Source organism: Nitrosospira sp. Nsp13 (assembly GCF_900101945.1).
Lineage (GTDB): Bacteria > Pseudomonadota > Gammaproteobacteria > Burkholderiales > Nitrosomonadaceae > Nitrosospira > Nitrosospira multiformis_D.
Genome location: NZ_FMVD01000022.1, coordinates 1 through 26507 on the forward strand (window position 1 = coordinate 1; position 26507 = coordinate 26507).

Annotated in this window: 25 protein-coding genes; 14 read left to right on the forward strand and 11 right to left on the reverse strand. The window is 51.4% G+C overall.

Going from position 1 to position 26507, the window contains the following annotated elements; genetic code table 11:
• The 4 genes from BLO43_RS15425 to BLO43_RS15440 all read left to right on the forward strand — a co-directional run.
• Nucleotides 1-177, forward strand: a 177-nt coding sequence (locus tag BLO43_RS15425; protein ID WP_175443906.1) for a sugar transferase, incomplete at its 5' end; no start/stop codon positions are given.
• 231 nt (nucleotides 178-408) lie between these two features.
• The gene (locus tag BLO43_RS15430; protein ID WP_074632969.1) at nucleotides 409-801 is read left to right on the forward strand and encodes a hypothetical protein; all 393 of its coding nucleotides are present in this window, start codon (nucleotides 409-411) and stop codon (nucleotides 799-801) included.
• 212 nt (nucleotides 802-1013) lie between these two features.
• Entirely contained in the window at nucleotides 1014-1454 is a 441-nt protein-coding gene (locus tag BLO43_RS15435; RefSeq protein WP_090907847.1) for a hypothetical protein, read from the forward strand.
• A gap of 9 nt (nucleotides 1455-1463) precedes the next feature.
• Complete coding sequence (locus BLO43_RS15440) at nucleotides 1464-2444, forward strand: tyrosinase family protein (protein ID WP_090907849.1); 981 nt, start codon at nucleotides 1464-1466, stop codon at nucleotides 2442-2444.
• A 119-nt stretch (nucleotides 2445-2563) separates the two neighbouring features.
• On the opposite strand, the gene BLO43_RS15445 is transcribed toward BLO43_RS15440, so the two are convergent.
• The 5 genes from BLO43_RS15445 to BLO43_RS15465 all read right to left on the reverse strand — a co-directional run bounded on the left by BLO43_RS15445 (nucleotide 2564) and on the right by BLO43_RS15465 (nucleotide 7249).
• Nucleotides 2564-3247, reverse strand: a complete 684-nt coding sequence (locus BLO43_RS15445) for a hypothetical protein (protein ID WP_090907851.1) — start codon at nucleotides 3245-3247, stop codon at nucleotides 2564-2566.
• A 300-nt stretch (nucleotides 3248-3547) separates the two neighbouring features.
• Entirely contained in the window at nucleotides 3548-4231 is a 684-nt protein-coding gene (gene alkB, locus BLO43_RS15450) for a DNA oxidative demethylase AlkB (RefSeq protein WP_254773510.1), read from the reverse strand.
• Nucleotides 4221-4970: a 2OG-Fe(II) oxygenase gene (locus tag BLO43_RS15455; protein ID WP_090907852.1), complete on the reverse strand. Its 750-nt coding sequence runs from the start codon at nucleotides 4968-4970 to the stop codon at nucleotides 4221-4223. The genes alkB and BLO43_RS15455 overlap by 11 nt, the downstream gene beginning before the upstream one ends.
• A complete protein-coding gene (gene ada / locus BLO43_RS15460) occupies nucleotides 4963-6063 on the reverse strand; it encodes a bifunctional DNA-binding transcriptional regulator/O6-methylguanine-DNA methyltransferase Ada (protein WP_090907854.1) in 1101 nt (366 codons plus the stop codon). Before ada ends, BLO43_RS15455 begins: the two co-directional genes overlap by 8 nt.
• A 175-nt stretch (nucleotides 6064-6238) precedes the next feature.
• A complete protein-coding gene (locus tag BLO43_RS15465; protein ID WP_090907856.1) occupies nucleotides 6239-7249 on the reverse strand; it encodes an NADPH-dependent aldehyde reductase Ahr in 1011 nt (336 codons plus the stop codon).
• 866 nt (nucleotides 7250-8115) lie between these two features.
• On the opposite strand from BLO43_RS15465, the gene BLO43_RS15475 reads away from it, so the two are divergent.
• Nucleotides 8116-8772 carry a DNA-3-methyladenine glycosylase family protein gene (locus BLO43_RS15475; protein ID WP_090907887.1) on the forward strand — a complete coding sequence of 219 codons (657 nt, stop codon included), beginning with the start codon at nucleotides 8116-8118 and terminating at the stop codon, nucleotides 8770-8772.
• Between the two features lie 40 nt (nucleotides 8773-8812).
• The gene (locus tag BLO43_RS15480; protein ID WP_090907859.1) at nucleotides 8813-10261 is read left to right on the forward strand and encodes an amino acid permease; all 1449 of its coding nucleotides are present in this window, start codon (nucleotides 8813-8815) and stop codon (nucleotides 10259-10261) included.
• A 97-nt stretch (nucleotides 10262-10358) separates the two neighbouring features.
• On the opposite strand, the gene BLO43_RS15485 is transcribed toward BLO43_RS15480, so the two are convergent.
• Entirely contained in the window at nucleotides 10359-11072 is a 714-nt protein-coding gene (locus BLO43_RS15485; RefSeq protein WP_139149307.1) for a hypothetical protein, read from the reverse strand.
• Nucleotides 11073-11547: 475 nt separating this feature from the next.
• On the opposite strand from BLO43_RS15485, the gene BLO43_RS15495 reads away from it, so the two are divergent.
• The 4 genes from BLO43_RS15495 (at nucleotide 11548) to BLO43_RS15510 (ending at nucleotide 16917) form a co-directional block, all read left to right on the forward strand.
• A complete protein-coding gene (locus BLO43_RS15495; RefSeq protein ID WP_090907865.1) occupies nucleotides 11548-12072 on the forward strand; it encodes a DUF4142 domain-containing protein in 525 nt (174 codons plus the stop codon).
• 180 nt (nucleotides 12073-12252) lie between these two features.
• Nucleotides 12253-13923, forward strand: coding sequence for an alpha-glucosidase (locus tag BLO43_RS15500; protein ID WP_175443997.1), 1671 nt, complete (start codon nucleotides 12253-12255; stop codon nucleotides 13921-13923).
• Nucleotides 13924-14334: 411 nt separating this feature from the next.
• Nucleotides 14335-15114, forward strand: a complete 780-nt coding sequence (locus tag BLO43_RS15505; RefSeq protein ID WP_090907869.1) for a hypothetical protein — start codon at nucleotides 14335-14337, stop codon at nucleotides 15112-15114.
• A gap of 90 nt (nucleotides 15115-15204) precedes the next feature.
• Entirely contained in the window at nucleotides 15205-16917 is a 1713-nt protein-coding gene (locus BLO43_RS15510; protein WP_090907871.1) for a putative bifunctional diguanylate cyclase/phosphodiesterase, read from the forward strand.
• Between the two features lie 68 nt (nucleotides 16918-16985).
• Here BLO43_RS15510 and BLO43_RS15515 read toward each other — a convergent pair whose 3' ends face one another.
• The 4 genes from BLO43_RS15515 to BLO43_RS15530 all read right to left on the reverse strand — a co-directional run bounded on the left by BLO43_RS15515 (nucleotide 16986) and on the right by BLO43_RS15530 (nucleotide 20152).
• Nucleotides 16986-17261, reverse strand: a complete 276-nt coding sequence (locus BLO43_RS15515) for a hypothetical protein (RefSeq protein WP_085921978.1) — start codon at nucleotides 17259-17261, stop codon at nucleotides 16986-16988.
• 190 nt (nucleotides 17262-17451) lie between these two features.
• The gene (locus BLO43_RS15520) at nucleotides 17452-18390 is read right to left on the reverse strand and encodes a metal ABC transporter permease (RefSeq protein ID WP_090907872.1); all 939 of its coding nucleotides are present in this window, start codon (nucleotides 18388-18390) and stop codon (nucleotides 17452-17454) included.
• Entirely contained in the window at nucleotides 18391-19179 is a 789-nt protein-coding gene (locus tag BLO43_RS15525; RefSeq protein WP_254773511.1) for a metal ABC transporter ATP-binding protein, read from the reverse strand. It abuts the gene before it with no gap.
• A 7-nt stretch (nucleotides 19180-19186) separates the two neighbouring features.
• Nucleotides 19187-20152 carry a metal ABC transporter substrate-binding protein gene (locus tag BLO43_RS15530; protein WP_090907875.1) on the reverse strand — a complete coding sequence of 322 codons (966 nt, stop codon included), beginning with the start codon at nucleotides 20150-20152 and terminating at the stop codon, nucleotides 19187-19189.
• Nucleotides 20153-20677: 525 nt separating this feature from the next.
• Here BLO43_RS15530 and BLO43_RS15535 point away from each other — a divergent pair.
• The 4 genes from BLO43_RS15535 (at nucleotide 20678) to BLO43_RS15550 (ending at nucleotide 25877) form a co-directional block, all read left to right on the forward strand.
• Nucleotides 20678-22687, forward strand: a complete 2010-nt coding sequence (locus tag BLO43_RS15535) for a TonB-dependent receptor (protein ID WP_090907889.1) — start codon at nucleotides 20678-20680, stop codon at nucleotides 22685-22687.
• Between the two features lie 294 nt (nucleotides 22688-22981).
• The gene (locus BLO43_RS15540; RefSeq protein ID WP_090907877.1) at nucleotides 22982-24253 is read left to right on the forward strand and encodes a RidA family protein; all 1272 of its coding nucleotides are present in this window, start codon (nucleotides 22982-22984) and stop codon (nucleotides 24251-24253) included.
• Nucleotides 24254-24609: 356 nt separating this feature from the next.
• Entirely contained in the window at nucleotides 24610-25071 is a 462-nt protein-coding gene (gene nikR, locus BLO43_RS15545; RefSeq protein WP_090907879.1) for a nickel-responsive transcriptional regulator NikR, read from the forward strand.
• Nucleotides 25072-25268: 197 nt separating this feature from the next.
• Nucleotides 25269-25877, forward strand: a complete 609-nt coding sequence (locus BLO43_RS15550) for a carbonic anhydrase (RefSeq protein ID WP_254773512.1) — start codon at nucleotides 25269-25271, stop codon at nucleotides 25875-25877.
• A gap of 60 nt (nucleotides 25878-25937) precedes the next feature.
• Here BLO43_RS15550 and BLO43_RS15555 read toward each other — a convergent pair whose 3' ends face one another.
• A complete protein-coding gene (locus BLO43_RS15555) occupies nucleotides 25938-26243 on the reverse strand; it encodes a helix-turn-helix domain-containing protein (RefSeq protein ID WP_090907883.1) in 306 nt (101 codons plus the stop codon).
• Nucleotides 26244-26507 lie beyond the last annotated feature (264 nt).

Consider the following 26507-nt stretch of genomic DNA (forward strand, 5'->3'; position numbering starts at 1 on the left):
GGCATCACCGGCTGGGCCCAAGTCAACGGCTACCGCGGTGAAACCCGGACGCTCGACAAGATGCAGGCGCGCATCGATCACGATCTCGACTATCTGCGTAACTGGTCGCTGCGGCTCGACCTGCACATCATCCTGAAAACTGTCATCGTGGTCTTCAAGGATCGGGCCGCGTACTAGCACCTGTACTAGCACCTGTACTAGCACCTGTACTCGCAAGCCCTTGCTTTCCCCTATCCCCTACCCCCTATCGCATATCAATGCTTCGCTGCACGGCGGCCCGGGATTTTAGTAATCTCCGGGCCAGCGCCTATTCCTTGCTTTTTCACGATCTTTATCTATAGTAAATAACACGATGCCGGTTCCGATTATCCGAACCATGTTAGTAATGAATAACGAGGAGAACTGATTATGGAAGGATTTACACAAGCCAACCTGTTTGAGCTCAGCCGGGGCGCTATTCACGTAACCTACTCAACCACAAGTATTCTGGGAGGTCCGATTTTCAATTATCGCGATAATCACATGAGCCGCTCTTTCCGGGGTGAAGAAGTTCGCATTCAGGAGACTGAGGTGGGTCAGTTGATCACGGTAACACTGGAAACCATTCCAGATCTAAGAACCGTCACTTTTTCCCTGATTCTGCCTATTGTTACGGTCATACCCCAATCCACCGGAACGCGTATCGGGGCGCCCGGGATCACTACCACAGCGCCCACGACAATTGCGGGACCGCCACCGGGACCGCAACAACTTTATTCCATCGTCAGGCTAAGAGGCACGGCGCAGTTTATTGTCTCTTAAGGAACCTCTGCATGAATCCTTGGTGGAGCGCGTTGCGGCAAAATCGGGACAATCGCAGGAAGCAACGCAGCTCATAGCTTGGTCCACGATACCAAGGAGTACAGCGCGGTGAGCGCTCGATCTTGCCGCTCTATTTTTCCAACTGAGCGAGGGTAAGGGCGTCCGCGCGGGGTTCCATTAAATAATTAGAATTTCATGAGGAGGTGATCCCAATGCCAACCAAAAATCCCGCAACGCGGCCGACTGCAAAGTCGATAGCTTCATATGTGAAGAAACATGCCGCTAAGGTGGAAGAAACCCAGGGGCATCATCATGCGGCATCCGAGACCATCCGCGAGGCGGATTACGAAGGCCACCATATCGTCGTTCGCACGACCTATCGGATAGAAGTCGATGGCAGGCCAGTCACTGGACATATGGGGGTCACCGACGATGGAAACGTTCATTATCACCCGATACCGAATATGAGCTTCGCTTCCGCACTCGACATGGTCAAGCGATTGATCGATGTCTTTCCTGACGACTTTACTGCTGCCAAGAAAAAACCTGCCGCACATGGCAGTCATGCGGCCAAAACCAAGTCCGGACACAAATCACCAGCAACAGGCCGCGCCGGAAAAACCGGCAAAAAAACCCACGCTGATCACAAGTAGGAGAATGTCATGGCCATACGAGAAAATATTCTGACCAGCGCGACCGCGCGTGACAAGTATATTCAAGGGGTAAAATTATTGAAGAATGAATTCCCCGGACCCACGACTTCAGACCTGGGTATCGGTGGCGCCTCCCGGCCAGTCAGTACCTATGATCTCTTCGTGATTTGGCACCACGTTGCGATGACAACATTTACTCCACCCACTCAGGGTGACCGGAATGCCGCCCATCGCGGCCCTGTGTTTCTTCCATGGCACCGGTTTATGCTGCTGCAATTGGAAATGAATCTCCAGCGCGTGCTGGGGAATGACTTGGCCTTTGGATTACCATACTGGGATTGGGCACAAGACGGTCAGCTATCACCTGCTCGTCAGCGGAGGGCGCCGATCTGGGCCGGCAACTGCATGGGAGGTACCGGGACACCAGTGACCACGGGTCCATTCGCATTCGATCCCGCCAACCCAGGGTCCTGGCGCGTTCGCATTACCGCAAGCGGTGCGACTGGGCAGCTTGTTCAGGTAAACCGGGGTCTGCGCCGGCAGCTGGGTATCCAGACTACCCGCTTGCCGAGAAAATCCCACACGGCCGCCGCAGTCAGTCAATCTGTTTATGACGCGGCTTCCTGGAATACCGCTTCCCCCGGCTTCCGCAACCTCGTCGAAGGCTGGCAAAGCCAGCCGCAGATTCCGCCTCCGAGCCTGCATAACCGTGTCCATGTGTTCGTTGGGGGAGACATGTCGCCTTCCACCTCGCCCAATGATCCCGTGTTTTATCTTAATCATTGCAATGTGGATCGCATTTGGGAGCGCTGGATGCAACCACCGCCGGGAGGCCATGGCCGCCTCTACGCGCCGGCGCAATCCGAGCCCTCCAGCCTGCGGGGCCACCGGCTCAATGACACTCTGAATTCTCTGCTGTCAGGCACGACGACCCCGGCGGAAATGCTGGATATCAGTGAATCCTATACCTATGACTCATTAAGCGTGTGAACTGTCTGTAAAGAGACGATAAGTATCGGGATTGTTTACATATTCTCATCGCCAAGCTTTTCTTGAACTTACAAATCGGGTTGTTACAGTGCTTATCAGTACTGGCACACATGCCGAGGTTAACTCGCTCCCCCTGTATGGGTATGCGTGACAGCGGGCTTGGGCTTGGGGCGCCAGAAATAGAGCAGACCGCCGGTGAGTCCCGCAAGGCCTACTACCAATAGCAAAAAACCCCAGCCCGTGCCTCCATTCCCCGTATGGATAAAATCCCCCGCTTTTCGTACATCCAGAGGAATGCTGACCAAGCTATTGACGTTTCCCGAGGCATCGTTGCCAATCAGCAGGACGTTATATTTACCGAGTGGCTCCAGATTAACTGCGAGAGGAATATTTCCAGATGTGTATTCTTTTGCGGGTATCGACAATACCTCACGCTCTTCCCCGCCTTCTATTTTCATCAGCCTCACCGCGAGCGGCGCTTCACGCACGTCTGGCGCCAATATGTCTATAACCAGATTGAGGGGACCTGCCGGCACCGGAGAGCAAAACGGAGGAAAGGAAGGATGATCGCCATCCGGAACCACATATGCATTGAAGCCAACCGGGAACGCGCCTGTCTGCACGATACATGCACCACCGGAGATAGCCTCCTTTTGTTTCGGCTGATTGTCAGGGCGATGGGGTTGCCACGCATCGCCGGGGATGTTGCCGGTTTGCTGGGCATGGGTGGCGGGCAGAAATCCCACGGTCATCAGTACCACGCATCCAAGATAGAACACCTTGGGAAAAATTCCTGGAATCATATTGATTCTCCTGTCTTCTAGTTGCGGATACTATCAGCAGGCCATTATCAAATGAAGATGATCCTGGTTCATTCTTCTCGAATCGCAAGCATATGATAAATAAGCAACCTGCGCCCTAAGGAGCAGAGCATGACTCATAGAGTTTGGTCACTTACGCCGCAGCAGGCGGCGGGGAATACGATCCCAAAGAGATTGAACCAAGTCGCTGCGCATCTCGCTTCTTGCTTTGGATTCTTACTGTTACGGCCATAAATTCAGGTGTTTTTAAATAAAAACGCGTAAGCGTACCGGCCAGATTATTCAAGTCGCTTTACGAAAGGTCAGATTGATCCGATAACCGCCCATCAAAGGATGATTCCCTTCCTTGAGCGGCAGAATTCCATGATAACACAGCCTCGATGGCCCACCCCATGCCATGACATCGCCATGCATCAGAGGTAGGCGTACAGGCCTGTCCTCCCGCCGCAAACCACCCCACAGAAAAACAGCAGGGAGCCCCAGTGAAACGGAGACAATGGGCGCGCCCAAATCGCGCTCGTTCTTATCCTGATGCAGCGATAGCCGCGCGCCCGGCTCGTAGCGATTGACGAGGCACGCGTCGGGCTCAAAATCCTCGAAACCCGCACTCGCCGCGGCGTCTCGCGCCAATTTCCGGAATACATCCGGCATGCGCGGCCAAGGTTTACCGCTTTCCGGGTCTATCGCATCGTAGCGGTAGCCGTTACGATCCGAGACCCATCCATGGGTACCACAGTTGAGCATCGCAACCGACATGCGAAAACCGCCCGGCGTGATCAGGTGGCGAAATGGCGCCTCGCTGGTGACGCGATGTAGCGCCGCGAAGATAGCTGCTTCATCCGGCACCGCGAAGCCATGCAGCAGCACCGCACCGGGGCATAATTGCTCGCGCCATGCTTGCTGTTGTTCCCTTTCTTCGAATTCGAACAGATCCGGTGTCATGCGTTCATCTCTTTCAGGTTGCATCGTGAAAAATGATGCCTGCCGTGTGACGATGGCCCGAGCGCAGACGACTTACGCCGTGCCGCAGGTTGACCCGGTATACCCCGCGTGCGCCCCGCACCGGACGGTGGTGAACAGCAAACGCTACGGCATCACCCTGCCTGAGCGGAACAACTTCGGCACGCGATTGCATGCGCGGCCTTTGTTCGGTCAGCACAAATTCACCACCCGTGAAATCCCGGCCCGGCTCTGACAGGAGAATGGTGATCTGGATCGGGAAAATGTGTGCACCATATAAATCCTGGTGCAGGCAGTTGTAATCGCCAGGCTGATATTGCAATAACAATGGCGTGGGACGAAGCTGACCGGCTTCATGGCAACGCGCGATGAAATCGGCATGTCTCGCGGGATAACGCACGTCAACTCCCATTGCCTCGTTCCAGCGATTGGCAATTGGCACCAGCTGCGGATATATCAACAACCGCAGGTCGGAAACGATGCCGGGTAGCGGATAGCGGAAATACTTATATTCGCCGCGGCCAAATCCGTGACGCTCCATCACGACTCGGCTGCGGAAAATATCATCCGTCGCATACAGCCCGACAAGGGCGCCGCATTCTTCGAACGTAACAAGATTTTCGAGTATCGCGCACCCATGCGCATCCAGATCATTTAAAATCCGCTTCCAGTCGAGAATTTTCACCCGGTGGGAAAATCCCTGGCTGGAATCACCGGGGCTTCTTTGGCGAGTGCATTCACGCATGCCCCCCTCCTTCCGCCTCCTTTTCCAACAGCGCACGCTTGCGTTCCACACCCCAGCGATAGCCGGACAGCGTGCCATCATTGCGTACCACGCGATGACACGGGATGGCAACCGCCAGTGCATTCGCGGCACACGCCTGCGCCACCGCACGCACCGCCTTCGGTGAGCCGATACGTTTGGCAATATCGGTGTAGCTTGCGGTCTCGCCCACCGGAATCTCGCGCAGCGCCTGCCATACGCGCTGCTGAAACGCAGTGCCTCGAATATCCAGTGGCAGGTCCAGACCGATGTCCGGCGCTTCGATAAAACCCACTACTTTGGCGACCAGCCGTTCGAAATCATTGTCGCCCCCGATCAGGTTGGCGTGCGGAAAGCTATCCTGCAGGTCGCGCGCCAGCTTGCCGGGATCGTCGCCCAGGAGAATGGCGCAGATGCCCCGGTCACTGTGCGCCACGAGTATCGATCCGAGCGAACATTCGCCAATGGCAAAACGGATTTCAGCGTTGACACCGCCAGTACGGTAGCGGGTGGGCGTCATGCCCAGGACCTGATCCGATTTTTCGTAGAAACGGCTGCTCGAATTGTAGCCGGCGTCGAAAATGGCATCGGTTATGGTACCGCCGGCACCCCCATAGCCAAGTTCATTGCGTACTTTTTTTTCGCGGTGTGCCGCCGCATATTGTCTTGGCGTCAACCCGGTAACCTGCCTGAACACCCGGTGAAAATGATAGGGGCTCACGCCCACGCGCTTTGCCAGACCTTCCAGGACCGGTGTAGTTTCCGACTCTTCGATAATGCGGCAAGCTTGCGTGACTTTAGCTGCATATTGCTCGATCAACGAAGGCTGATCCGGTTTGCAGCGCTTGCAGGGCCTGAAGCCGGCCTTCTCGGCTTCTTCGCACGTGGCATGAAATTGGACGTTTTCCGGCCGCGCCAGGCGGGCCGCGCATGATGGACGGCAATACACGCCCGTGGTTCTGACCGAGTAGTAAAAGGTGCCGTCAGCTTCGGCGTTACGCACAGCCACCGAAGTCCAGCGGGAATCATTGATCGTATTGACCGCTAGTTGTGCCTTTTTCGTTAATGTATTCATGATGTGCTCCTTCATGGTTTGCATAATGGGGTAACGGTTTCCAATTTACCTCACGCCTGCAAACCACTGCACTCCGGGTCTTGCTTTCAAATTCCATTTCTCCCGGTCATCTCGCTGCTTTTTCATGAAGCACCCGTGCGCAATCAGCCCTGCCTCAGTTGCCTCTCACTCTCCTTTATGCAACGTCCAGAACAACGCGATATCGCGCCTTGCCCGCCGCAAGATGCTCAATCGCATCGTTCACCTTGCTCAGCGGAAAATGCTCGACCTGCGGCACGATACCATGGCGCGCGGCAAAATCCAGCATGGCCGAGATTGCCGCTGGTCCCCCTGTTGGCGAGCCTGAAACACTTTTCTGGCTCATGATCAGGTCAAAGGCGGGAATTGGCATCGGCTCCAGGACCGCGCCCACGACATGCATGCGGCCGTTTGGTCTCAACGTCTTGAGCAGCGCACTCCAGTCCAGCGGTATGTTCACGGTAATAAGCAGAAAATCGAGCGAATTGGCCGCCGCGAGAATTTCCGCGCTGTTGCGGCTCGATACAACACGATGCGCCCCCAATCTCTGCAGCTCCTCCGTCTTGGATACGCTGGAGGTGAAGGCCGTTACCTCGCAGCCCCAAGCATTGGCGAATTTAAGGGCAAGGTGACCAAGACCTCCGATGCCCACAACTCCCACCCGGTCCGTCGGTTTCACGCCATGCACGAGCAAGGGAGCAAACACGGTAATCCCGCCACAAAGCAACGGGCCGGCGGAGGAAATATCCAGCGCGTCAGGCAGAGGAAACGTCCATGCCCAATGAGCCCTCAGTCTGTCGGCGAAGCCGCCATGATGTCCGATGATAGTCGCCCCCACTTCCGGACAGAGATTGTGATGACCGGTCATGCACTCATGGCAGTGCATGCAGCTATCAACGCTCCACCCCACACCGACACGCTGCCCGATCTGCAATCCCTTGACATGATCGCCCGCCGCGACGATCCGCCCCACCGCCTCGTGCCCTGGTATGACGGGATACCGGGATAAACCCCAGTCATTGTTGAGGATCGAAAGATCGGAATGACAGAGACCGCAATACTCAACGGCGATCTCCACTTCCTCCAGGCCCAACGGACCGGCATTATAGGTAAAAGGCTCAAGTTTCTGTTTAGCTCCGTGTGCGGCCCATCCGTGAATCTCGCTCATTATGGTCCTCCATTTGTAAAGATAATCGCTGTCACGTTGCGCATTCCCCCCATCAGATAGGGTATGCGACGTAAATCGTGCGAAAGCTATTGATATTCCGGCTGTATCATCATATATCCTACTCCTGCCGATTTGAGGCGAGTTGAAATCATAAATCCGGCAATCGTAGCAAACTCACCTACGAGATGAAAGTCAAGCGATGCAAAAAGTCTTTGTGAATCATGTTACTGAAATGAAATATAAGCCTCGGCTGCCGGATTCGGGATAATCACGCAGCCTCCATACCTTGCGGGCGCCTGACCCCCGAGTGCATCCATATTTCGTTACCAAGCTCTTGCGGGCATTCCTCCGGTAAGAGTCCATGAGCATCTTCAAGTTCATATTGCCGTCTGGATATTTGATATACAGACTGAAGGGTGGTGGCAAGAATATTGGCCATGCAGAACAAACTTTAACTCCCCGATTCACACCCGGCGCTGTATCTTGTCTCCCTGCCGGAACCATGGAAATTGCTTCCATAGGATTATCGCGCAGGCAAGTGATATCATTCATTCGCTGCTTGCTGCCCGCCAGTCTCGGCCGGTCCCGTGACTTCTCCCGCGGTACCGCATGCCAATTGGGCCTCGCGCAAGATACCGGCACGCACGACAACATGATTGAAAACAAAAATAAATATGCCTCTATATGGTTTTTAGTACGATTGGTGGAGTTGAGCGCAACCCATCTCGGGTTATTTCCACACCTCGCAAAACAGCAGGTATACCGGTATCCACTCATGGTTTAATAGGCTATTTGTGCGGGATTCCGATGGGTTATGCCGCGCACGCCCATCTCGCATGCCTCTCGTATTTAAAGAACATCGTTTTATGACAGATACGAAAGTACCAGCTGATAGATATCAACTTGCCATTGACCATCTCTTGCTGATCGACGAAGATTGGGCGCGGCTGATAAAGCTCGCTGGGCCATGCACGCATCAATCGCAATCAGCGCGTGAGCCCTACGAGGCGTTGATCAGGGCCGTAGCCTACCAGCAACTCCACGCACGTGCTGCCGATGCGATTATTGCAAGATTTCTGGGCATATATTCCCAGCACTCATTTCCAGGACCGGATCAGATATTGGCCACGGCATTCGATGATCTTCGCCATTGCGGTTTTTCCGCACGCAAGATCGACACCATCCGCGGCATTGCGCATGGCGCATTGAGCGGCCTGGTGCCGCCGCGAGATATTGCGGACAAGATGCCTGACAATGAACTGATTGCCCGGCTCATCGAACTGCCGGGCATCGGCCGGTGGACGGTGGAAATGCTGCTTATCTATACGCTCGAACGGTTGGACGTCATGCCCGCCGACGATTTTGGCGTGCGCGAGGGGTATCGGTTCCTGAAATCCCTTGATGTCATGCCCAATCGCCGGGAAATGGAAAATGCCGGTTTGCCTTGCCGCCCTTATAGGACGGTGGCAGCCTGGTATCTGTGGCGCGTTCCCTCGTTGCCCGGCTATAAGAAAAAAAAATAACAGACTTTATTGTTACGACTTTTTAAAATGGAAAAGCAGCATGCTGTTTGATCGCGTCAAATCCCTGGACCACATACTGGAATCGGCCAAAACGAGAGGACTCAAACGCCAACTGGGCGCGTTTGACCTTACCATGCTGGGTATCGGGGCTATTATCGGCACGGGTATTTTTGTACTGACCTCGGTTGCCGCCGAGAAGGCGGGTCCTGGCATGATGTATTCATTTATCATTGCCGGATTCATTTGCGCGCTGGCGGCCCTGGTATACTCGGAAATTGCCGCGATAGTGCCCGTGGCGGGATCGGCCTATACATATTCTTACGCGGTATTTGGCGAATTGATTGCCTGGATGGTGGGCTGGGCGCTTATTCTGGAATATGCGGTCGCGGCGGCCGCCGTGGCTGTCGGCTGGTCCGGCTATATCAACGGCTTTCTGCATGAGATCGGCTATGGCCTGCCCCTGGCCTTGACCGCGGGACCGCGCGACACCATTGTCCTGGCCGATGGCACAACCTCCGCTGGAGGTTTTAATCTGCTGGCATTTCTGGTTTCACTTTTCGTCACCTTTCTCCTGATCATCGGTACCGCAAAGAGCGCCAGATTCACCACCGTTCTGGTGATTGTCAAGATTATCGCCCTCACGGTATTTATCGTTCTGGCCCTGCCTACAGTCAATGCGATCAACTTTGAGCCCATGCTGCCCAACGGCTGGGGCACCCCGGCTTCCGGAGTTGGAGTATTAGGCGCGGCCGCCTCCATCTTTTTTGCCTATATCGGCTTCGATGCGGTCTCGACCGCCGCCGAAGAAACCCGGAATCCCAACCGGAATGTGCCGATTGGCTTGATAGGATCATTGGGTATCTGCACGATTTTTTATCTGATTGTCGCCTATGCGGCAGTCGGCGCCGTCGGCGCCCAGCCTGGCGGTGAACTATCGCAATCCAAAGAGCCTTTGGCGTTTGTATTGCGTGCGGCGGGTTACCCTGCTGTTGGCAATTGGGTGGCTTCCGCCGCCATTATCGCCCTCCCCTCCGTGGTTTTAATGATGATTTATGGGCAAACCCGTGTCTTGTTCACCATGTCGCGCGACGGTCTCATGCCAAAATCCTTCTCGCATATACACGTACGTTTTCACACGCCGTATGTCGTGACCCTGATCACGGGGATTGCCGTAGCCTTGTTCGCGGCAATGTTCCCTGTCGCCATGCTTGCCGATGTATCGAACTCAGGCACCTTGTTTGCATTCTTCATGGTAGCGCTGAGCGTGATGGTGCTGCGCCGCCGCGAACCCGATCGCCATCGCCCTTTCAGGACACCCGCGCTTTGGGCTGTCGGACCATTGGCCATGGCCGGATGCTTTCTGCTGTTTATCAGCCTGGGCTGGGGGACGATACAATTGTTCCTCTACTGGGCCGCGGCCGGTCTGGTCATCTACTTCAGCTACGCCCGCAAACGTAGCATCATAGGAAAAGAGCACGCGGATGGCTGATTCGGCGGTCATTCTTAAGCCGGACAGGCTACCGAAGATTGTGGTAATTTTTCCCCGCATCATCACAATAATTACAGGCCGACCCGATAAAATTAAATCAGCCGTGCAAATGCCGCCGCGTAAAACCATCCCCCGTACGGCCGACGACAAGCACCGCGAGCGTAGCGGCAAGATCCGGATCGGTGGAAAACGACGTGAAATTCGTTAAATCATATTGCAGCTTATCCACTCCCTGTTCGGTACTATGCAGCAAGCTTATGCGCACGGACTCGATCCCGCTTGCGCTGGTGATGCCAAAAAAACGATCGTCCGCCGTTTGTCCCGCAAACAATCCATCTCCCAATGCGGATGGACCAATTATCCCAAGCAGGTTATTCGCCGTATCGAAAGCTTCAAAGAGTATGCTGTCGGAACCTTCTCGAACATTGGCAAGACCTGCGTCAGTCCATATCAGGCCGGCATGATTGGGCAATGCGCCGAGCAATGCCGCACTGAAAGTAAATGTTATGCTCGAAACGCCATTGAAATACCACGTGTAGCCTGAATTTCCAGAACCGCTTGCCGAACTGTCCGCGTCGACCCAATCTCTCATACTGGCGGACCGGGGCGCTATCCCCTGCGCTGCGAGACCTTCCGAAGCATGGAACAGGCAGTCCTCCAGATGTTCAAGCTCGGAATAATCGAATAATGCGCGCGCGGACGGACTGGCGGCAAATAAGCTATAAGGAACAGGATCAATCAACGTGGCATTCGCCGCCAACGGCTCCGGCAATAGCGCCACCACTGACAATGCCGCACTCAAACTCTTCATAGGGTTTAATTTTTATAAGTTTAATGCCAGCGGCAAGAAAGGTAATTGCTCAATGAATCCAATCACGGCGAATGCTATGTTACCCGGTAGATTTTTTTTTACTATCGGACTTAAGTACAGCGTTGCAAAGTTGGTGCTCAGTCAGACTCAACCTGAATCCGGCAGTTGGATAAGGTGGGGGTATGGGTTTTTAGGCTGCGTATGCGAAGACTACCAGGAATACTTAAACCTGACATAACCCTATTAAAAGAAAGGGCTTTCTCCTCAGAAATATCACGGCGGCATTGAACTCATACCCATAGCCAGAGGTCGTATAAATCTTGAGGCTAGAAAGCTCGTCTCCTGGCGGGATAGGTTTTGCAAATTCAACCAGGGACGATGGCGCATGGTCGCATGATTAGCTATGGCCAGTCAGCAGGCTGGTACAGCCTTAAGAGAGAGTTCTTTCTATTCGACTAATTTTTATGGAGGATTTATGAAAAATAGCACGCTCATGCTCGCGGTTGCCCTGGTTGCACCCATGTTTGTATCTGCAGCCCAGGCAGCCGCTCCCAATGATGCGCAAATTGCCGCCATTGTCGTGGCCGCCAATCAGGTCGATATCGATGCAGGAAAATTGGCCGAGTCCAAAGCATCCAATGCGGACGTCAAAGCATTCGCTCATCGCATGGCCACAGACCACGCCGATGTAAACAAACAAGCGGTGGAACTGGTGACCAAGCTAAAAGTCACGCCACAGGATAATCCAACCAGCGAGAGCCTAAAGGCCGGCGGCACGAAAAACATTGCCAATCTTAAGAAATTGAGCGGTGCCGAATTCGATAAAGCCTATATCGATCATGAGGTCACCTATCATGAGCAGGTTCTCGACGCCGTTGACAAGACGCTTATTCCCAATGCCAAGAATGAAGAATTGAAAGCGCTGCTGATCAAGGTACGGCCAGCATTTGTCGCCCATACCGAGCACGCCAAGCAGGTAAAAGCATCACTTGGCAAGTAAGAAGTAACCAAAGCTGCGCCGGGTTAATTCCCCCGAGCCTGGGTGGCCGGGGGAGTTACACGAACCTTCGTCAACGTCTTGCTGTCCAAAAAGATTGGAAGAGAATAGCTCCATAAAACTCGGAGCGATAGTTACATTTCAACCATCCTTTCACCAAAAACCTATTCCCGGAATATGGTTATGTCAGCGGATTCCCCAGAATCCATTTCCTCCAGTAATCCGGCTACGGAATGGTGGAAGAAAACCACGGTTTATCAAATCTACCTGCGCTCGTTCTTCGACACCAACGGCGACGGCATTGGAGATATTCAAGGTATTATCGAAAAACTCGATTACCTTAAGGACCTCGGTTACGAAACAATCTGGGTTTCCCCTTTAACGGAAAGCCCGCAAAGGGATTTTGGATACGATATCAGCGACTATCATTCCATCTCTCCGCTGTATGGAGACATGGCGCTTTTTGAAAAACTGGTGCAAGAGCTGCATCGCAGAAATATGAAGCTCATATTCGACCTGGTGTTGAATCATACTTCCAATGAGCATGCCTGGTTCAAGGAATCGGCAAGCTCGCGCGATAACCCGAAAGCCGACTGGTACATCTGGAAAGACGGAAAAGGAAGAAAGGGTACGAAACCCCCGAATAACTGGCGTGCCATGGCAGGCAACAAAGCCTGGACCTATTACCCCGAACGGAAGCAGTTTTATTACACCGCCTTCCTGCCGTTCCAGCCCGACTTGAACTACCATAATCCTGAAGTTAAACGGACCATGTTCGATATTGCCAGATTCTGGCTCAACAAAGGAGTAGATGGTTTCCGGCTGGATATCATCAGCGCCATCTATGAAGACCCGGAACTGCGAAGAAACCCTCCCAGTTTACGATTAGTGCCATCGGACAAATCGCTGACCATTTTTTTCCAGGATTTGAGAAACAACTTTCTTCAGGAAAAAAGCTTTGAATTCGCCACTGAGCTGCGAAACGTAGTGGACGAGTTTGATAATCCCACGAGAATCCTGATCGGCGAATCGCATGGCGAAGAAGAGCTGATCAAACAATTCTGCTATCACAATGGCAAGAATGGATTGAACGCCATTTTCCTTTTCAAAGCTATTTCAACACCGTTTAAAGCGGAAAGCTACCGTGAGATGCTAATGACGTTCGAGAAACATTTTCCGGAGCCGCTGATACCTACCCTCGTTTTCGCCAATCATGACCGCACGCGTATCATTACCCGTTTAGGGGGAAGTATTGAAAAAGCAAAACTGCTGGCACTGTTTCAGTTTACATGCAGAGGCATTCCATTTACCTATTTCGGGGATGAGATCGGAATCCCCAGGGTAAGGATTCCGCTGAAACAGGGAAAAGACGCAATAGCCATTCAGTATGGATGGCTCCCACAATTCCTGGTTGACCGAAGTGTCGAGATACTTAATCGCGACGAATGCCGCACACCCATGCTATGGAACAAGAAATCGAATGCCGGCTTCTGTGCCGATTCGGCGAGCCCCTGGCTGCCGATAGCCGGAAATTTTAAGGAGATAAACGTAGAAAAACAGTTGGCGGAGCCCCATTCACTTCTCAATTTTTACAAAAAAGTGATTCGCCTTCGAAATGAAACGCCTGCGTTACATAATGGAAGTCTTGAAATTGCCCACGACTTATGCAATAAAAAAATATTGGCATACTATCGGATAGCCAATGGCGAAAAATATGTGATACTTCTTAATATGTCCCGGGCACGAGTAAAGAATCCGGTGAATGATGCCGAAATATTGTTATCGACACACCCTCAAAGCGAGGCATATCAATTGCAGCCATTCGAAGGAAGAGTGATATCAGGCCGGCAATAGCTTCCAGAGCAGCAATTCATCCAGCAAAAGTACCATACACTCCGCCACTCCAGGCTTGATCCGGAATCCAATTTCATCATGGTCCGCATGGCAGCAGTCCACATAACCACCTCCACCACCGGAGGACTGAAATATTCTTCATGTCGAATGGGTTGATTACCCATAGTCTCTAGTACAATTCAGTACAACTATCCTGCTTATGACGGAAACCGTTTGACGGCAGCGAGCATTTGATCATCAGCGCACAGTCACCGGCAAGTTCTATTTGCTCACGGTGCTCCGGAATCAGCGCATCCATGAACTAACCGCCCCGGTTATGAAACGAAATTAATTGCCGTTATTGGTAGTAAGAAACCGTCGTCCGTAACGGGAACTCGAAGGTCTTCGTTTCACGAATCATGAAAGGACCCCATGAAAATAAGTTTCTTTATAAAATTTTTCACCACTATTCTGATGCTGCTTCTCCTTTCGATCGGAACAATGGTATATCAGGCATTCGGTATTCAGAATGATATTGCCATCAGCGAACACCATCGTTACCGCTCTCTCTTGCTTGCCAGTGAGTTATTTCAAAGTTCGGAAGACCTTACCCGCATGGCACGCACCTATGTGATCACCGGCAATCCGGTTTATAAGCATCATTTTTTCGAGATACTTGATATCCGCGAAGGCATCAAGCCACGTCCCAAAAACTACTCAGCGACTTATTGGCATCTTATGGAAGCAGGAAAAGATTCCGTTACCGGGCAGGGCAAAGCTGTTTCCTTGCTGGAAATGATGGATAACGAAGGATTTAGCGAGCAAGAAATTGCCCTGATGCGGGAAGCCAAAGTGAATGCCGATAAATTGGCCGGACTGGAAAAACAGGCGATCGAGGCTTTAAGCGGACTCTACGACGACGGTCATGGCAACTTTACCATCCACCACGCCCCGGATCGGGAATTCGCCATCGATCTGCTGTTCGGAGAGCAGTATACCGCCAGAAAAGCCGCCATCATGGTGCCAATCCAGCAATTTACTGAGTTGCTTGATATACGAACGCGGGCGCGAGTCAATGACGAGCTCGCCCGTCTGCATCGTCAAATTCTGCTGGTGATGGTGTTTATCGTTATCGCACTGTCTGCTCTTGCGGTAACTATTTTCTATATGCGCCGCACCATGTTGCGGCCGCTTGTTCAACTTCATGGCTAGGCAATCCAGCTCACGCAGGGCAAATACGCCGCGCGCTGCGATATCGATACAAAAAATGAATTAGCTGAGCTTGGTAACACGCTCAACTCCATGGCTTCGGCAATTGAGCGGGATGTCACAGCGCGGAAATTGACTGAAGAGTCCATGCGCCAGGCCACGATGGTGTTCGAGAACAGTAGTGAGGCGATGATGGTGACCAACGCGGACAATATCATTATCAGCGTTAACCCGGCCTTTACCAGCGTGACCGGCTACACTCCCGATGAAGCGCTGGGAAAGAATCCCGGCATTCTCGATAGCGGCCTGCACGACGAATTCTTTTTCCAAGCGATACGAACTTCACTTGAGGCTACCGGCCATTGGGAAGGAGAAATAACGGGGCGTCGGAAAAATACGGAAATTTATTCCGAGTGGCGCAAAGTAAACGCTATCTACGATGAAGCGGGCTCGGTACATAGATGGATCACCCTGTTCTCCGACATTACCCTGAAGAAAAAATCTGATGAACTGATCTGGGAACAGGCCAATTTCGATTCCCTGACCAGTCTGCCCAACCGTTATATGTTCCACAACCGTCTGGAGCAGGAAATCAAGAAAGCCAGCCGCACCGGGGCATCGATCGCGCTGATTCTTCTCGACCTGGACCATTTCAAGGAAGTCAACGATACGTATGGACATAACATCGGCGATCTCCTGCTCAAGGAAGCAGCCTGGCGCCTGAGCAGTTGCGTACGCGGGATCGACACCGTGGCACGCCTGGGCGGTGATGAATTCACCGTGATTCTGGGCGGACTGAATAATACCATCAGCATCAACCGTATTGTCCGGGACATCCTGCATGAGATGGCCGAGCCGTTCCAGCTGGGAAATGAAGTGGCCTATGTATCAGCCAGTATAGGCGTCACGTTTTACCCACAGGATGCCAACGACATAGAAGCGCTGGTGAGAAACGGCGATCAGGCGATGTATGCCGCCAAGAACCAGGGCCGGAACTGTGCCAGCTATTTCACCCGTACCCTGCATGAGGCCGCCCAGACCCGCATGCGGCTGGCCAGCGATTTACGCGGCGCCCTTGCCGGCGGTCAGTTTCAGCTGCATTACCAGCCCATCCTGGATCTTGCGACTGGCAGTGTGCACAAGGCGGAAGCGTTGCTGCGCTGGCACCATCCGAAGCTTGGCTTGGTAAATCCCGCGGATTTCATTTCCATCGCCGAGGAAACCAGAATGATCGTCGATATCGGTGATTGGGTTTTCCGGACGGCGGTACAGCAGGCAAAGGATTGGCGCATGTCGCACTGCGCTGAATTTCAGATCAGCATCAACACTTCTCCCGTGCAGTATCGTAAGGATGTTGATCTCCATGAAACATGGCTTGAATATTTACAGGAATTGGAATTACCGGGGCAAAGTGTCGTCATCGAGATCACCGAAGGCTTATTGATGGACGCCAGTCCCGCCGTGACATCCAAACTTCTCGCCTTCAGAAATGCGGGCCTTCAGATTTCCATGGACGATTTCGGTACCGGTTATTCTTCCCTGGGCTATCTCAAGAGATTTGATATTGACTACCTCAAGATAGATCAGTCCTTCGTGCAGAGTCTGGCTCCTGAATCCAACGATTTGGCGTTATGCGAGGCCATCATCGTGATGGCGCACAAACTCGGTATAAAGGTGATCGCCGAAGGGATTGAGACGGAAGCACAGCGTGACCTGCTTGCCCTTTCCGGATGTGATTACGGACAAGGCAATCTGTTCTCCAAACCAGTACCAGCGGATGAATTCGAGAACCTGATAAAAAGATGATCCGAAGCTATATGCAACGACTATTACTTATACTCCCGAACTACTGTAGCGCGGCGGGAAAGTAATCCTCATGCATTATTCAGGTCTCTTTTCGAGTACCCGGTCATTGCCTTGTCCGGTTTTGCATAATAAGCTTCACTCCACTTGCGCTTGTCGTAGGTCGAGCCTAACCCTTCAGTCTCGCTCGAAACGTGACGTTGGCGAATCCCATTGCGCCATTCCCGCAACCCTTGAGCAATGAGAGATAACTTGCGACACCATGAACGGAACCAGGTCCGCCCAATCAGGCTGATAATCTCGTGGAAAAACTTATCCAGCGATACCTTTCCGATGATTCTGTGCATGATTTTCCTGTGATCGGAGCTACAACCGGTAGCCCAGCGGTAATCACATCTTACGCATTTTGATAATTGTGGGTATTGGACTCAGGTACAACCCAGACACCCGACGAAAGATGGCAAACCTCGAAGGATGCGATGTAATTACGCGGAAAAATACGGATTAATACCACCCGGCCAAGGTCGCCCCGGTTTTTTACGCCGGTTCACCTTTATCCGTTTTTTTACTTGCGCGCTCAGGATCCCGCACACCATGCCCTTGACCATGCGGATGGGCATGCATCAGATCACCATGACGGTGAAGATTGGCACGCAGTATGAATTTTTCCCGAACATACTTGATCAGCACTGACAAGCAGAACAGCAACGCGCCAAACAACACGATGGTGGCTCCTGAGGCCGCATTAAAGACGTAGCTCAGGTACATGCCCGCCACGCCGGTTACCGCACCTATGATGAGAGAATAAATCAGCATGCGGCTGAAACTATCCGTCATCATGCGTGCCGTCACTGCGGGTGCGATAAGCGTAGCGGCGATCATGGTGACGCCGACGACATTCATGGAAGCAATGATGGACAATGTGAGGAGAAGCGAAAATATCAGCTGTACGATCCCCGTTCTGATGCCGAACACCCGTGCCGCTTCGTTATCGAAAGTGGAAAAGAGCAGAGGTCTATACATGAAAAACATCGCAATCATGGTGGAAGCGGTGACCAGTCCGATAACCAGGAGATCGTCGCCGGTAATACCCAGAATATTGCCGAATAGAGCCGCTTCGAAGCTTTGAGTAAAGGTGCGTGCCCGGCTGATAATGACTACACCCAGGGCGAACATGGCGGTCGTTACGATGCCGATGGCGGCATCCGATTTGATTCTGCCGTTTTTGGTAATCCGGTTAATCAGTAATGCGGCAAGCAGGCCCATCGCGCCCGCACCAGCATAGAAATTGAAATTGAGTGTAAAGCCTACGACCGCGCCGCCAAACGCGGCATGCGACAATCCATGACCCACATAACTCATACCACGCAGTATTACATACACACCAATCACACCGCATAACGAACCCACCATTAGCGCGGCCAGCAGGCCGTGCCGGAAAAACTCGTACTCTAGCGGCTCGAGCAGGAATTCCATTCAAGAAGGGCCGTTCGTAAGGTGCAAAGGCGTGTTGTTGGCAATCAGATAGTGACCCTCATGCCGCACTATGACAAGGTCGCCGCCATAGGTCTTGGTCAGTATTTCGTTGGTAAAAATGTCACGCGGCTGCCCCTGCGCCACGATGCCGTTATTAAAACAAATCACCCAAGGAAGGTGTGAAGCCACAGCATTAAGATCATGCGTGGTGAGCAAAATGGTCATGCCCTCGTTGTTGATATCGCCCAGCAAATGCAGCACCTCATGCTGGGTTTTGATATCGACGCCGGAGGTTGGCTCATCCAGCACCAGCAGTTTTGGATTATTTATCAATGCGCGTGCAAGGAACGCACGCTGGCGCTGACCGCCGGAGGTATGCACGATATGATGATGCAGGCAGTCATAAATACCCAGCCGGTGAGCGAGATCATGAATACGCTCGCGTTCCTCCTTGCCGGCCCAGGGCCAGATTCGCCGATTGGTGTAGAGACCCATCGTGATCACTTCTTCCACCGTAACCGGGAAACTCCAATCCACGCTCCCCAACTGCGGGACATAGCCGATAGTACCCGGCGGTACGCTGTCTACAGGTAACCCATTCAAAAGTACGCTGCCCGAAAAGACTGGATGCGTGCCTAAAATGGTTTTAAGCAGGGTGGTCTTGCCGCACCCCGTAGGACCAACAATGCCCAAGAACCGCCCAGCGGCAATTTCCAGTGACAGGCGTGCAAATACCACATTATGCGCATAACCAGCAGTGACATTGCTTAAGCAAACGGCGGAATTCATAGGTGGCTCAGGGTGTGATATTACGGGTGTCGACATTCGCCACACAATCAGGGTTGCCGCCCAGCGCTTCGGTCATGATCGACATGTTACTGACCATCATACCGATAAAGGAGTCATGGGGCGGTGCGGGCAGTTCGTCATCGGAAAGCTGATCGATAAACCTCGCCCCGGTTTCCCGTGCAATCTGTTCCGCTGCCTTACTCGGAAAAACCTCGGAACCAAAAATAGCCGGCACCTTTTCCTTATTTATCTGCTTGATGATGCGAATCATCTCCTGCGGACGAGGCTCGGAAAAGCTCGATGGTTGAATAGCCGCGACGACCTTCATGCCATAACGCGGAGCAAAATAAGCAAAGGAGTCGTGATAGGTAACTAGCTTGCGATTCTTTTCGGGGATACTTTTTACGCACTCGAAGATGGCGTCGTCCAGCTTCTGGAGCCGGGCCAGATAAGCCGCCGTATTGGCAATATAGCCCTCCTTGTTCCGCGGATCGAGTGCGATCAGGCTATCCCGTGTAATCTCCGCATAGCGCATTGCCAGCGCGATGTTGGGCCACAGGTGTGGATTGGGATGGCCATGCTCACGAGGAAAACTGAAGTCATATCGCCAATCCTCCTTCCGCAATGTGCGATTACCCAGCCGCACAACAGGGGTTTTTGCCTTTTTTACCTTTTCAGCCAGTTTCACCGTGGGCAGTTCAAGGTCGAGCCCATTTACGATAATGATATCCGCCACCGTCAGGATTTTCGCGTCCGACGGCACCGGTTCGAAGGTATGGGAGTCGGTTCCATCAGGAACAATCCCTGTCACATCGATATATCCCATGCCGATATTCCGCACAATATTAGTGATGGGAGCGACCGTGGTAACGACGTTGATTCTCTTATCCATATCCGCAGAATACGTCACCTGGGAAAAGAAAAGGATGATCGAGAACCATAAGAACTTGATGGCAAAGCGGATTGATTTCATTCCTATCCCCTGATAACTCGTTTGCGGTGCAAGCAAGCCTGCTTACGCTCTGAGCAAATAAACAAAGAAAGTATTAATAAGTGGTTTGACAAGACGGCTGTCACCATGCATATAATGTATGAAGTTTTTTATTTTCGTCTTACAATATTATGAAGAATTTCCTTTTGCATCATACCGGGATCTCTTTCTTTATCGGTATGACGAATTTTAAATATCTCATACTATACACAAATAGAGGAGTACTTCGATCTCTTTTGAATAGATTTTCGATAATTCCTTACAAGAGCGTTGAAACCAATGCCCACTTCCACTCCCATACATAGCGCAATCCCTCGCTTGGGCTCCCGCTGGATGCCCCCCCCTTGGCCCGTACGTTTGGGACTCAGGCACTTTTCTCTCGCCGTATTCTGTTGCAGGGATGAGTTGGCTCGGAATCCTCGACTCTTCGAATCAGCAATAATCGCAAACCATAACGCCTGCCGGAACCGGGGACATCTCACTCAAACAATATTGATACTGGCTGGAATGCTATCGGCGCCGGCAATTGAGGCTGCCGGTGTACCCACCCTCAATGAGGTCGTGGTAAAAGGCAAAAGCAACAATCTGATCGGATCGGCAAATTCAGCCAATGAAGGCACAGTTCTCAAGCAACAGCTCGATCAACGCGTAGTTTATCGTCCGGGAGAACTACTTGAGACCGTTCCGGGATTGATTGTCTCGCAACACAGTGGCGAGGGAAAAGCAAACCAGTATTTTGCACGAGGCTTCAATCTCGACCATGGCACCGACCTCCGGATATCGGTCGACGGCATGCTGGTTAACCAGCGCACCCACGGGCATGGCCAGGGATATGCCGATCTCAATTTCCTGATACCTGAACTTGCATCCGGACTTCAATATCAGAAAGGCCCGTACTACGCCGATCAAGGCGATTTCTCATCAGCCGGTGCCGTCAGCATTGGATATGTGGATAAATTGCCCGTGGGCATTGCCAATTATACGGTAGGTAACCAAGGCTACATGCGGGGGCTGGTGGCTAAATCCAAGGATTTTGGGCCCGGTACCCTTCTTTTTGCCGGTGAACTCCTCACCAAGGATGGGCCATGGGTCACGGCAGAAAATTATAAAAAATTCAATACGGTGCTGCGCTATAGCCAAAATACGGGTAATACCCGCTTCAATATCACTGCCATGGGGTACGGGGCCAACTGGAACTCCACCGATCAAATCCCTGAACGCGGCGTAGCCAGTGGATTCGTTCCGCGCCTCGGTGCCATTGATCCCAGCGACGGCGGTGAATCACACCGTTTCAGCCTGTCCAGTGCGCTGCAGCACGCCAGTGATTACGGAATTACCAAGGCAAACCTTTATATGGTTCACAGTAATCTCGCTCTTTTTTCGAATTTTACCTACTTCCTGGACGACCCCGTAAACGGCGATCAGTTTTCACAGTTGGATAAGCGGTTTCAGTCGGCATTCAACGTGAGCCACGCGTGGGTAAATAATATTGCTGGCTTTGCAGTGGAGAATACGGTGGGTGTCCAGTTTCAGAACGATTTTATCGATAATGGCCTCTTGAGCACGAAGCAACGGCAAACGCTATCGACAACGCGCAGGGATCATATTGTTGAAAATAGCGTGGGGCTGTATTACCAGAATAGCGTGCAATGGCTGGAGAAGTTTCGCAGCGTAACCGGCGTGCGGAGTGATTACTACTGGTTTGACGTCAAGAGCAACAACAGCGTCAACTCTGGCCAGCAATACGACAGCATGACCAATCCCAAACTCAGTTTTATTTTCGGCCCATGGGCCAAAACCGAGTTTTACATTAACTATGGAAGCAGCTTTCATAGCAACGATGCCCGCGGCACCACCACTACCATAGATCCCAGGTCTGGCGATCCGTTGAAACCGGTCACCCCTCTTGTACGCTCCACCGGGTATGAGACTGGGTTTCGCACTGCGATTCTTCCCGGACTCCAGGGCTCGGTGGCATTTTTCCGGCTGGATATGGATTCTGAATTGTTGTTCGTCGGTGACGCCGGCACCACTGAGCCAAGTCGTCCAAGCAAACGCGAGGGGGTGGAAGTCTCCGCTTTTTATATGCCAAATAACTGGTTGACGGTTGATGTGGACTATGCCTTGGCTAAAGCCCGCTTTACTGGTTCGGATCCTGCCGGGAATTATATTCCGGGCGCGATTCAGGGGGTAGGCAAGGCGGCGATCGCGATAGACAATATCGGTCCTCTTTTCGGCAGCATGCAGTTCCGCTATTTCGGCAAGCGTCCCTTGACCGAGGATAACAGCGTTCATTCTGACAATACCATGACGCTTAATGGCCAGATCGGTTTCAAGATCGACAAAAAGGTGCGGGTAATATTGCAAGGTTTCAATCTGTTGAACACCCACGGACATGCGATCGACTACTTCTACACGTCCAGACTGCCGGGCGAACCGGCCGCCGGTGTGGATGACAAACACTTTCATCCTATGGAAACCCGTTCGTTCCGCGTCAGTCTTATCGCCAACTTCTGAATCTTCGATAACGGAGCTATCTGATGAAGTAAATATCAACGTACCAAAAAAAACGGCATCCTTTGATATTGGATCCCTATTCAAAGTGGAGGCCAGTGCCATCAGCGGCTCACTCGCGCTTGTCCCCTATTAATTGAGTGGAGGGGAAAGGCAGGGAGTATGTATCCCACGCACCCGGCATCTAGACACAGGGTAGCCATGATGTGCTCCCAATAAAACGTGCCTGGGGAATCTAGTAAAGTTCGTTTTTCCTATACACTATCTAAATTATAAATAAACAAGAGGAATACTGTCATGAGTGGCTATAACGCTGTATTAGCAAGAAATACGGATAGTGCTCCAAAAGGGTTAGGTCCATGTTCACAAACTGTAGCTTTCTCTCATTACAATAATCTTTCAGCTCAATTACCTATCGATCCGGAATCTGGTGAAATAGTAGCGGGTGGTGTAAAAGAGCAGGCTGGACAGTGCTTCAAAAATATCAAGGCAATCGTAGAAAGCATCGACCATGCCATGAGCGATGTTATCAGGATCACTGTATTCGTTAAGAATATCTCCGATGTTGACGCTGTAGACGAAGTTTATAAAACATTCTTCCCAACCTATGTTCCTACACGGACGACTGTCGCAGTTGCAGCTTTACCTATGGATGCTTTGATACAAGTTGAAGCACTTGTTTCAAACGGTGTAGGTTCAATTCCAAACGCACCACAGGCAGGCGATCTCATAAAAATTACAAATAACACGGAAAATGCACCAAAAAATTCTCTATCTACACAAGCTGTAGCTTTTTCTCATTACAATAATATTTCAGCTCAATTACCTATCGATCCAAAATCTGGAATGATTGTAGCGGGTGGTGTAAAAGAGCAGGCTGGACAGTGCTTAAAAAATATCAAGGCAATTTTAGAAAGTATCGATGTTCCTTTTGACGATATCGTTAGAATCACGATATTCCTTAAAAACCTTTCGGATATTGAAGCCGTAAACGAAGTTTATACAACATTTTTCCCAGACTCGGGTATCGCCAGGGCCGTAGGCTATTTTCCTGCACGGACAATAGTTGAAGTTGCAGCTTTACCTATGCATGCTTTGGTACAAATTGAAGCAGTTGTGTCACACGGAGACGGTACACCCCCGCAAGCTGTTGAAGACAGGCATGGACTCATCATAGAAGCAAACAATACGGAAAATGCACCGAAAAGTTCTCTATCTACACAAACTGTGGCTTTTTCTCATTACAATCATATTTCAGCTCAATTAGGTATCGATCCAAAATCCGGTAAAATGGTAGTTGGTGGTGTAAAAGAGCAGGCTGGGCAGTGCTTGAAAAATATCAAGGCGATTGTAGAAAGTATCGGTCACGGTATGACCGATGTAGTTAAAATAAATATCGCCCTTAAAAATATCGCAGATATTGATGCTGTAGACGAAGCTTACGCAACATTCTTCCCAGGCGGTATTCCTGCACGAAGAATAATTGGCGTATCAGCTTTACTTAATGATGCTTTAGTCCAAATCGATGCAGTTGCGGGAAACGAAGAAGGAACACCTCCAAAAGCATAATAGGCATTTGTTTGTAAATACAGGAACTATCAAAGTTACTTGTTAATGCCGACGGTGAATGCGAAATCGCACACCCTGATCATAGAAAAGGGAGCTGAGAATGTTTTTTCAGCTCCTTTTTTTATTCTCTCAGGATATTGAGTACTCCTGACCTGCTCCCTGAAATTAGCTACATGGTGCAGTAGAATCCTGGGCTGTAAATGGGTGTTGCGCCGCAAATTCGGCCGGCGTGTTATTGCCAGGCTAACCATTCTATTTGGATTATTTCTTTCCATGGCCATGATCACTTATAATAAAATACTCATATCCCCGCAATTGCGGTTCTGGTTGGTTATCTTCTATTTTCACTGGATAGCATGGAACGCCTCACTATCTCGCTGGATACCCAGCTCTCTAAACAGTTCGACGATTTGATGGACGCACGCGGCTATACCAACCGCTCGGAGGCGATGCGCGACCTTATACGTGAGAAACTGGAAACCGAGCGATTGAAAGATTGGAATGAAGGTCACTGTGTCGCCACGCTCAGCTACATCTACAATCATCACGAGAACGATCTGGCCAATCGTATCGCTGCGGTACAACATGATCACCACGACCTCATTCTCTCCAGCATGCATGTGCATATGGACCATAATGATTGTCTCGAAGTCGCCATTCTCCGCGGGCCGGTTGGGCAAGTAAAAAGCTTTGCTAACCTTGTTATGTCCGCACGCGGGGTGCGGCATGGCAAATTGCACATGGTTCCCGTAGAGATCAAGCAAGTGCGGCACTCACCAACGACTGCGGAGCATATCCACAGCAACCCTCTTACCTGATTACCAGGTCTACCCAATACGATTTTAATATGTGCAAACTATCTGATAAAAGAAATGAAAAACCTGAACAGGATCTAGACAAACGCCGCTTTCTGAAGCTGGCTGCCGTTTCCGCTTTCGCTTTAAGTGTTGCCGGAACAACCGGGAGGATGGCTTTCGCCGCAGACACCAAGGTGGCACCCATTCCGGAAAACATAATGACGCCTGATGAAGCGTTGGACAGGTTGATGGAAGGAAACGCGCGCTATGCCACCGGAAAATCCACACCTTTGGATTTCAGCGAAGACCGGGCGGCACTGGTCTCCGGGCAAAATCCCTATGCCTGTATTTTAAGTTGCTCCGATTCAAGAGTCAGCCCTGAGTTTTGTTTTGATGAGCAGCGCGGCGATCTCTTTGTGGCTCGTGTCGCCGGCAATTATTTAACCACCGATTTTGTGGCCACGCTCGAATATGCGGCTGCCGTATTGCATACACCGTTGATCATGGTGCTCGGTCATGAGAGCTGCGGTGCCGTCAAGGCCGCCATCGATGCTCTCGATAAAAATCAACAGTTTCCAGGGCACATTCAAACCCTGGCGAGTGCGTTGTTGCCCGCGGTCAGGGCGGCAAAAGGCATGACAGGGGACCGTTATGACAACGCGATCAAAATGAATGTCATTCGCAACGTGGACAAGCTGAAGAAACAACCGCCGATTTTAAGTAAATTAGTGGCGGACAAGAAACTTCTTGTGGTTGGCGGCGTGTATAGCCTTAAAACCGGAAGAGTTGATCTGGCTTTCCCCCGGGAATTCGCCATTAAACGCTGACGTGAGACAGCATTTAGCGAGTTGTTAGCTTATTACTGCTGCCAGATCATTCATCTACGGCTAAGGTCCTTCAAGAAGACTCCTCCCCTTTATCTCTGACATGGCGTCGGAGCCATTGTTACTTTCGACACCGGTAAGCAACCACGCAAGGGAGAAATCAAGTTTTGAACGCAGCGCTATAAGCTTGCTGAGTTCCGGCTTGGAAACGCCGCTTTCCCATTGTGAAATAATGGTTCGGGGAACGCCGCAAAGCTCACCCAGCTGACTTTGGGTAAGTGCGCATCTGCACCTTAATTCTGCAAGCCTTGTTCCCCTGGCAAAATGAAACATTTGAGGTTTGGTAAACATGAGATTTTTATGTTGCATAAAAATTGATCATGAATAATGACTGAGGATATTGAGAGCTGCCCCAGCATTCCGGATTTAAAGTACTTAAAAGTCTTGATAGCGTAAAATTTTCCGTTTCGTTAAGTAAATCGCATATCTCCTCAAAACTTAGAGGATCAAACGAGTGGCTAATCGGCCCCTGATGAGTAATCTTGACATGAGGGGAGGGGCCGATAGCCACTTAAATCGTCTTCTTCTATGCGTCGGCCTCCGCCCAGTATTTTGATTTTCCCGCGGCAAACA

Bases quoted from the DNA above. Each gene is read 5' to 3' on its own strand.
- BLO43_RS15430 (WP_074632969.1), top strand. From the start codon at position 409: ATGGAAGGATTTACACAAGCCAACCTGTTTGAGCTCAGCCGGGGCGCT.
- BLO43_RS15435 (WP_090907847.1), top strand. From the start codon at position 1,014: ATGCCAACCAAAAATCCCGCAACGCGGCCGACTGCAAAGTCGATAGCT.
- BLO43_RS15440 (WP_090907849.1), top strand. From the start codon at position 1,464: ATGGCCATACGAGAAAATATTCTGACCAGCGCGACCGCGCGTGACAAG.
- BLO43_RS15445 (WP_090907851.1), bottom strand. From the start codon at position 3,247: ATGATTCCAGGAATTTTTCCCAAGGTGTTCTATCTTGGATGCGTGGTA.
- alkB (WP_254773510.1), bottom strand. From the start codon at position 4,231: ATGCAACCTGAAAGAGATGAACGCATGACACCGGATCTGTTCGAATTC.
- BLO43_RS15455 (WP_090907852.1), bottom strand. From the start codon at position 4,970: ATGCGTGAATGCACTCGCCAAAGAAGCCCCGGTGATTCCAGCCAGGGA.
- ada (WP_090907854.1), bottom strand. From the start codon at position 6,063: ATGAATACATTAACGAAAAAGGCACAACTAGCGGTCAATACGATCAAT.
- BLO43_RS15465 (WP_090907856.1), bottom strand. From the start codon at position 7,249: ATGAGCGAGATTCACGGATGGGCCGCACACGGAGCTAAACAGAAACTT.
- BLO43_RS15475 (WP_090907887.1), top strand. From the start codon at position 8,116: ATGACAGATACGAAAGTACCAGCTGATAGATATCAACTTGCCATTGAC.
- BLO43_RS15480 (WP_090907859.1), top strand. From the start codon at position 8,813: ATGCTGTTTGATCGCGTCAAATCCCTGGACCACATACTGGAATCGGCC.
- BLO43_RS15485 (WP_139149307.1), bottom strand. From the start codon at position 11,072: ATGAAGAGTTTGAGTGCGGCATTGTCAGTGGTGGCGCTATTGCCGGAG.
- BLO43_RS15495 (WP_090907865.1), top strand. From the start codon at position 11,548: ATGAAAAATAGCACGCTCATGCTCGCGGTTGCCCTGGTTGCACCCATG.
- BLO43_RS15500 (WP_175443997.1), top strand. From the start codon at position 12,253: ATGTCAGCGGATTCCCCAGAATCCATTTCCTCCAGTAATCCGGCTACG.
- BLO43_RS15505 (WP_090907869.1), top strand. From the start codon at position 14,335: ATGAAAATAAGTTTCTTTATAAAATTTTTCACCACTATTCTGATGCTG.
- BLO43_RS15510 (WP_090907871.1), top strand. From the start codon at position 15,205: ATGGCTTCGGCAATTGAGCGGGATGTCACAGCGCGGAAATTGACTGAA.
- BLO43_RS15515 (WP_085921978.1), bottom strand. From the start codon at position 17,261: ATGCACAGAATCATCGGAAAGGTATCGCTGGATAAGTTTTTCCACGAG.
- BLO43_RS15520 (WP_090907872.1), bottom strand. From the start codon at position 18,390: ATGGAATTCCTGCTCGAGCCGCTAGAGTACGAGTTTTTCCGGCACGGC.
- BLO43_RS15525 (WP_254773511.1), bottom strand. From the start codon at position 19,179: ATGAATTCCGCCGTTTGCTTAAGCAATGTCACTGCTGGTTATGCGCAT.
- BLO43_RS15530 (WP_090907875.1), bottom strand. From the start codon at position 20,152: ATGAAATCAATCCGCTTTGCCATCAAGTTCTTATGGTTCTCGATCATC.
- BLO43_RS15535 (WP_090907889.1), top strand. From the start codon at position 20,678: ATGCTATCGGCGCCGGCAATTGAGGCTGCCGGTGTACCCACCCTCAAT.
- BLO43_RS15540 (WP_090907877.1), top strand. From the start codon at position 22,982: ATGAGTGGCTATAACGCTGTATTAGCAAGAAATACGGATAGTGCTCCA.
- nikR (WP_090907879.1), top strand. From the start codon at position 24,610: ATGGAACGCCTCACTATCTCGCTGGATACCCAGCTCTCTAAACAGTTC.
- BLO43_RS15550 (WP_254773512.1), top strand. From the start codon at position 25,269: ATGACGCCTGATGAAGCGTTGGACAGGTTGATGGAAGGAAACGCGCGC.
- BLO43_RS15555 (WP_090907883.1), bottom strand. From the start codon at position 26,243: ATGCAACATAAAAATCTCATGTTTACCAAACCTCAAATGTTTCATTTT.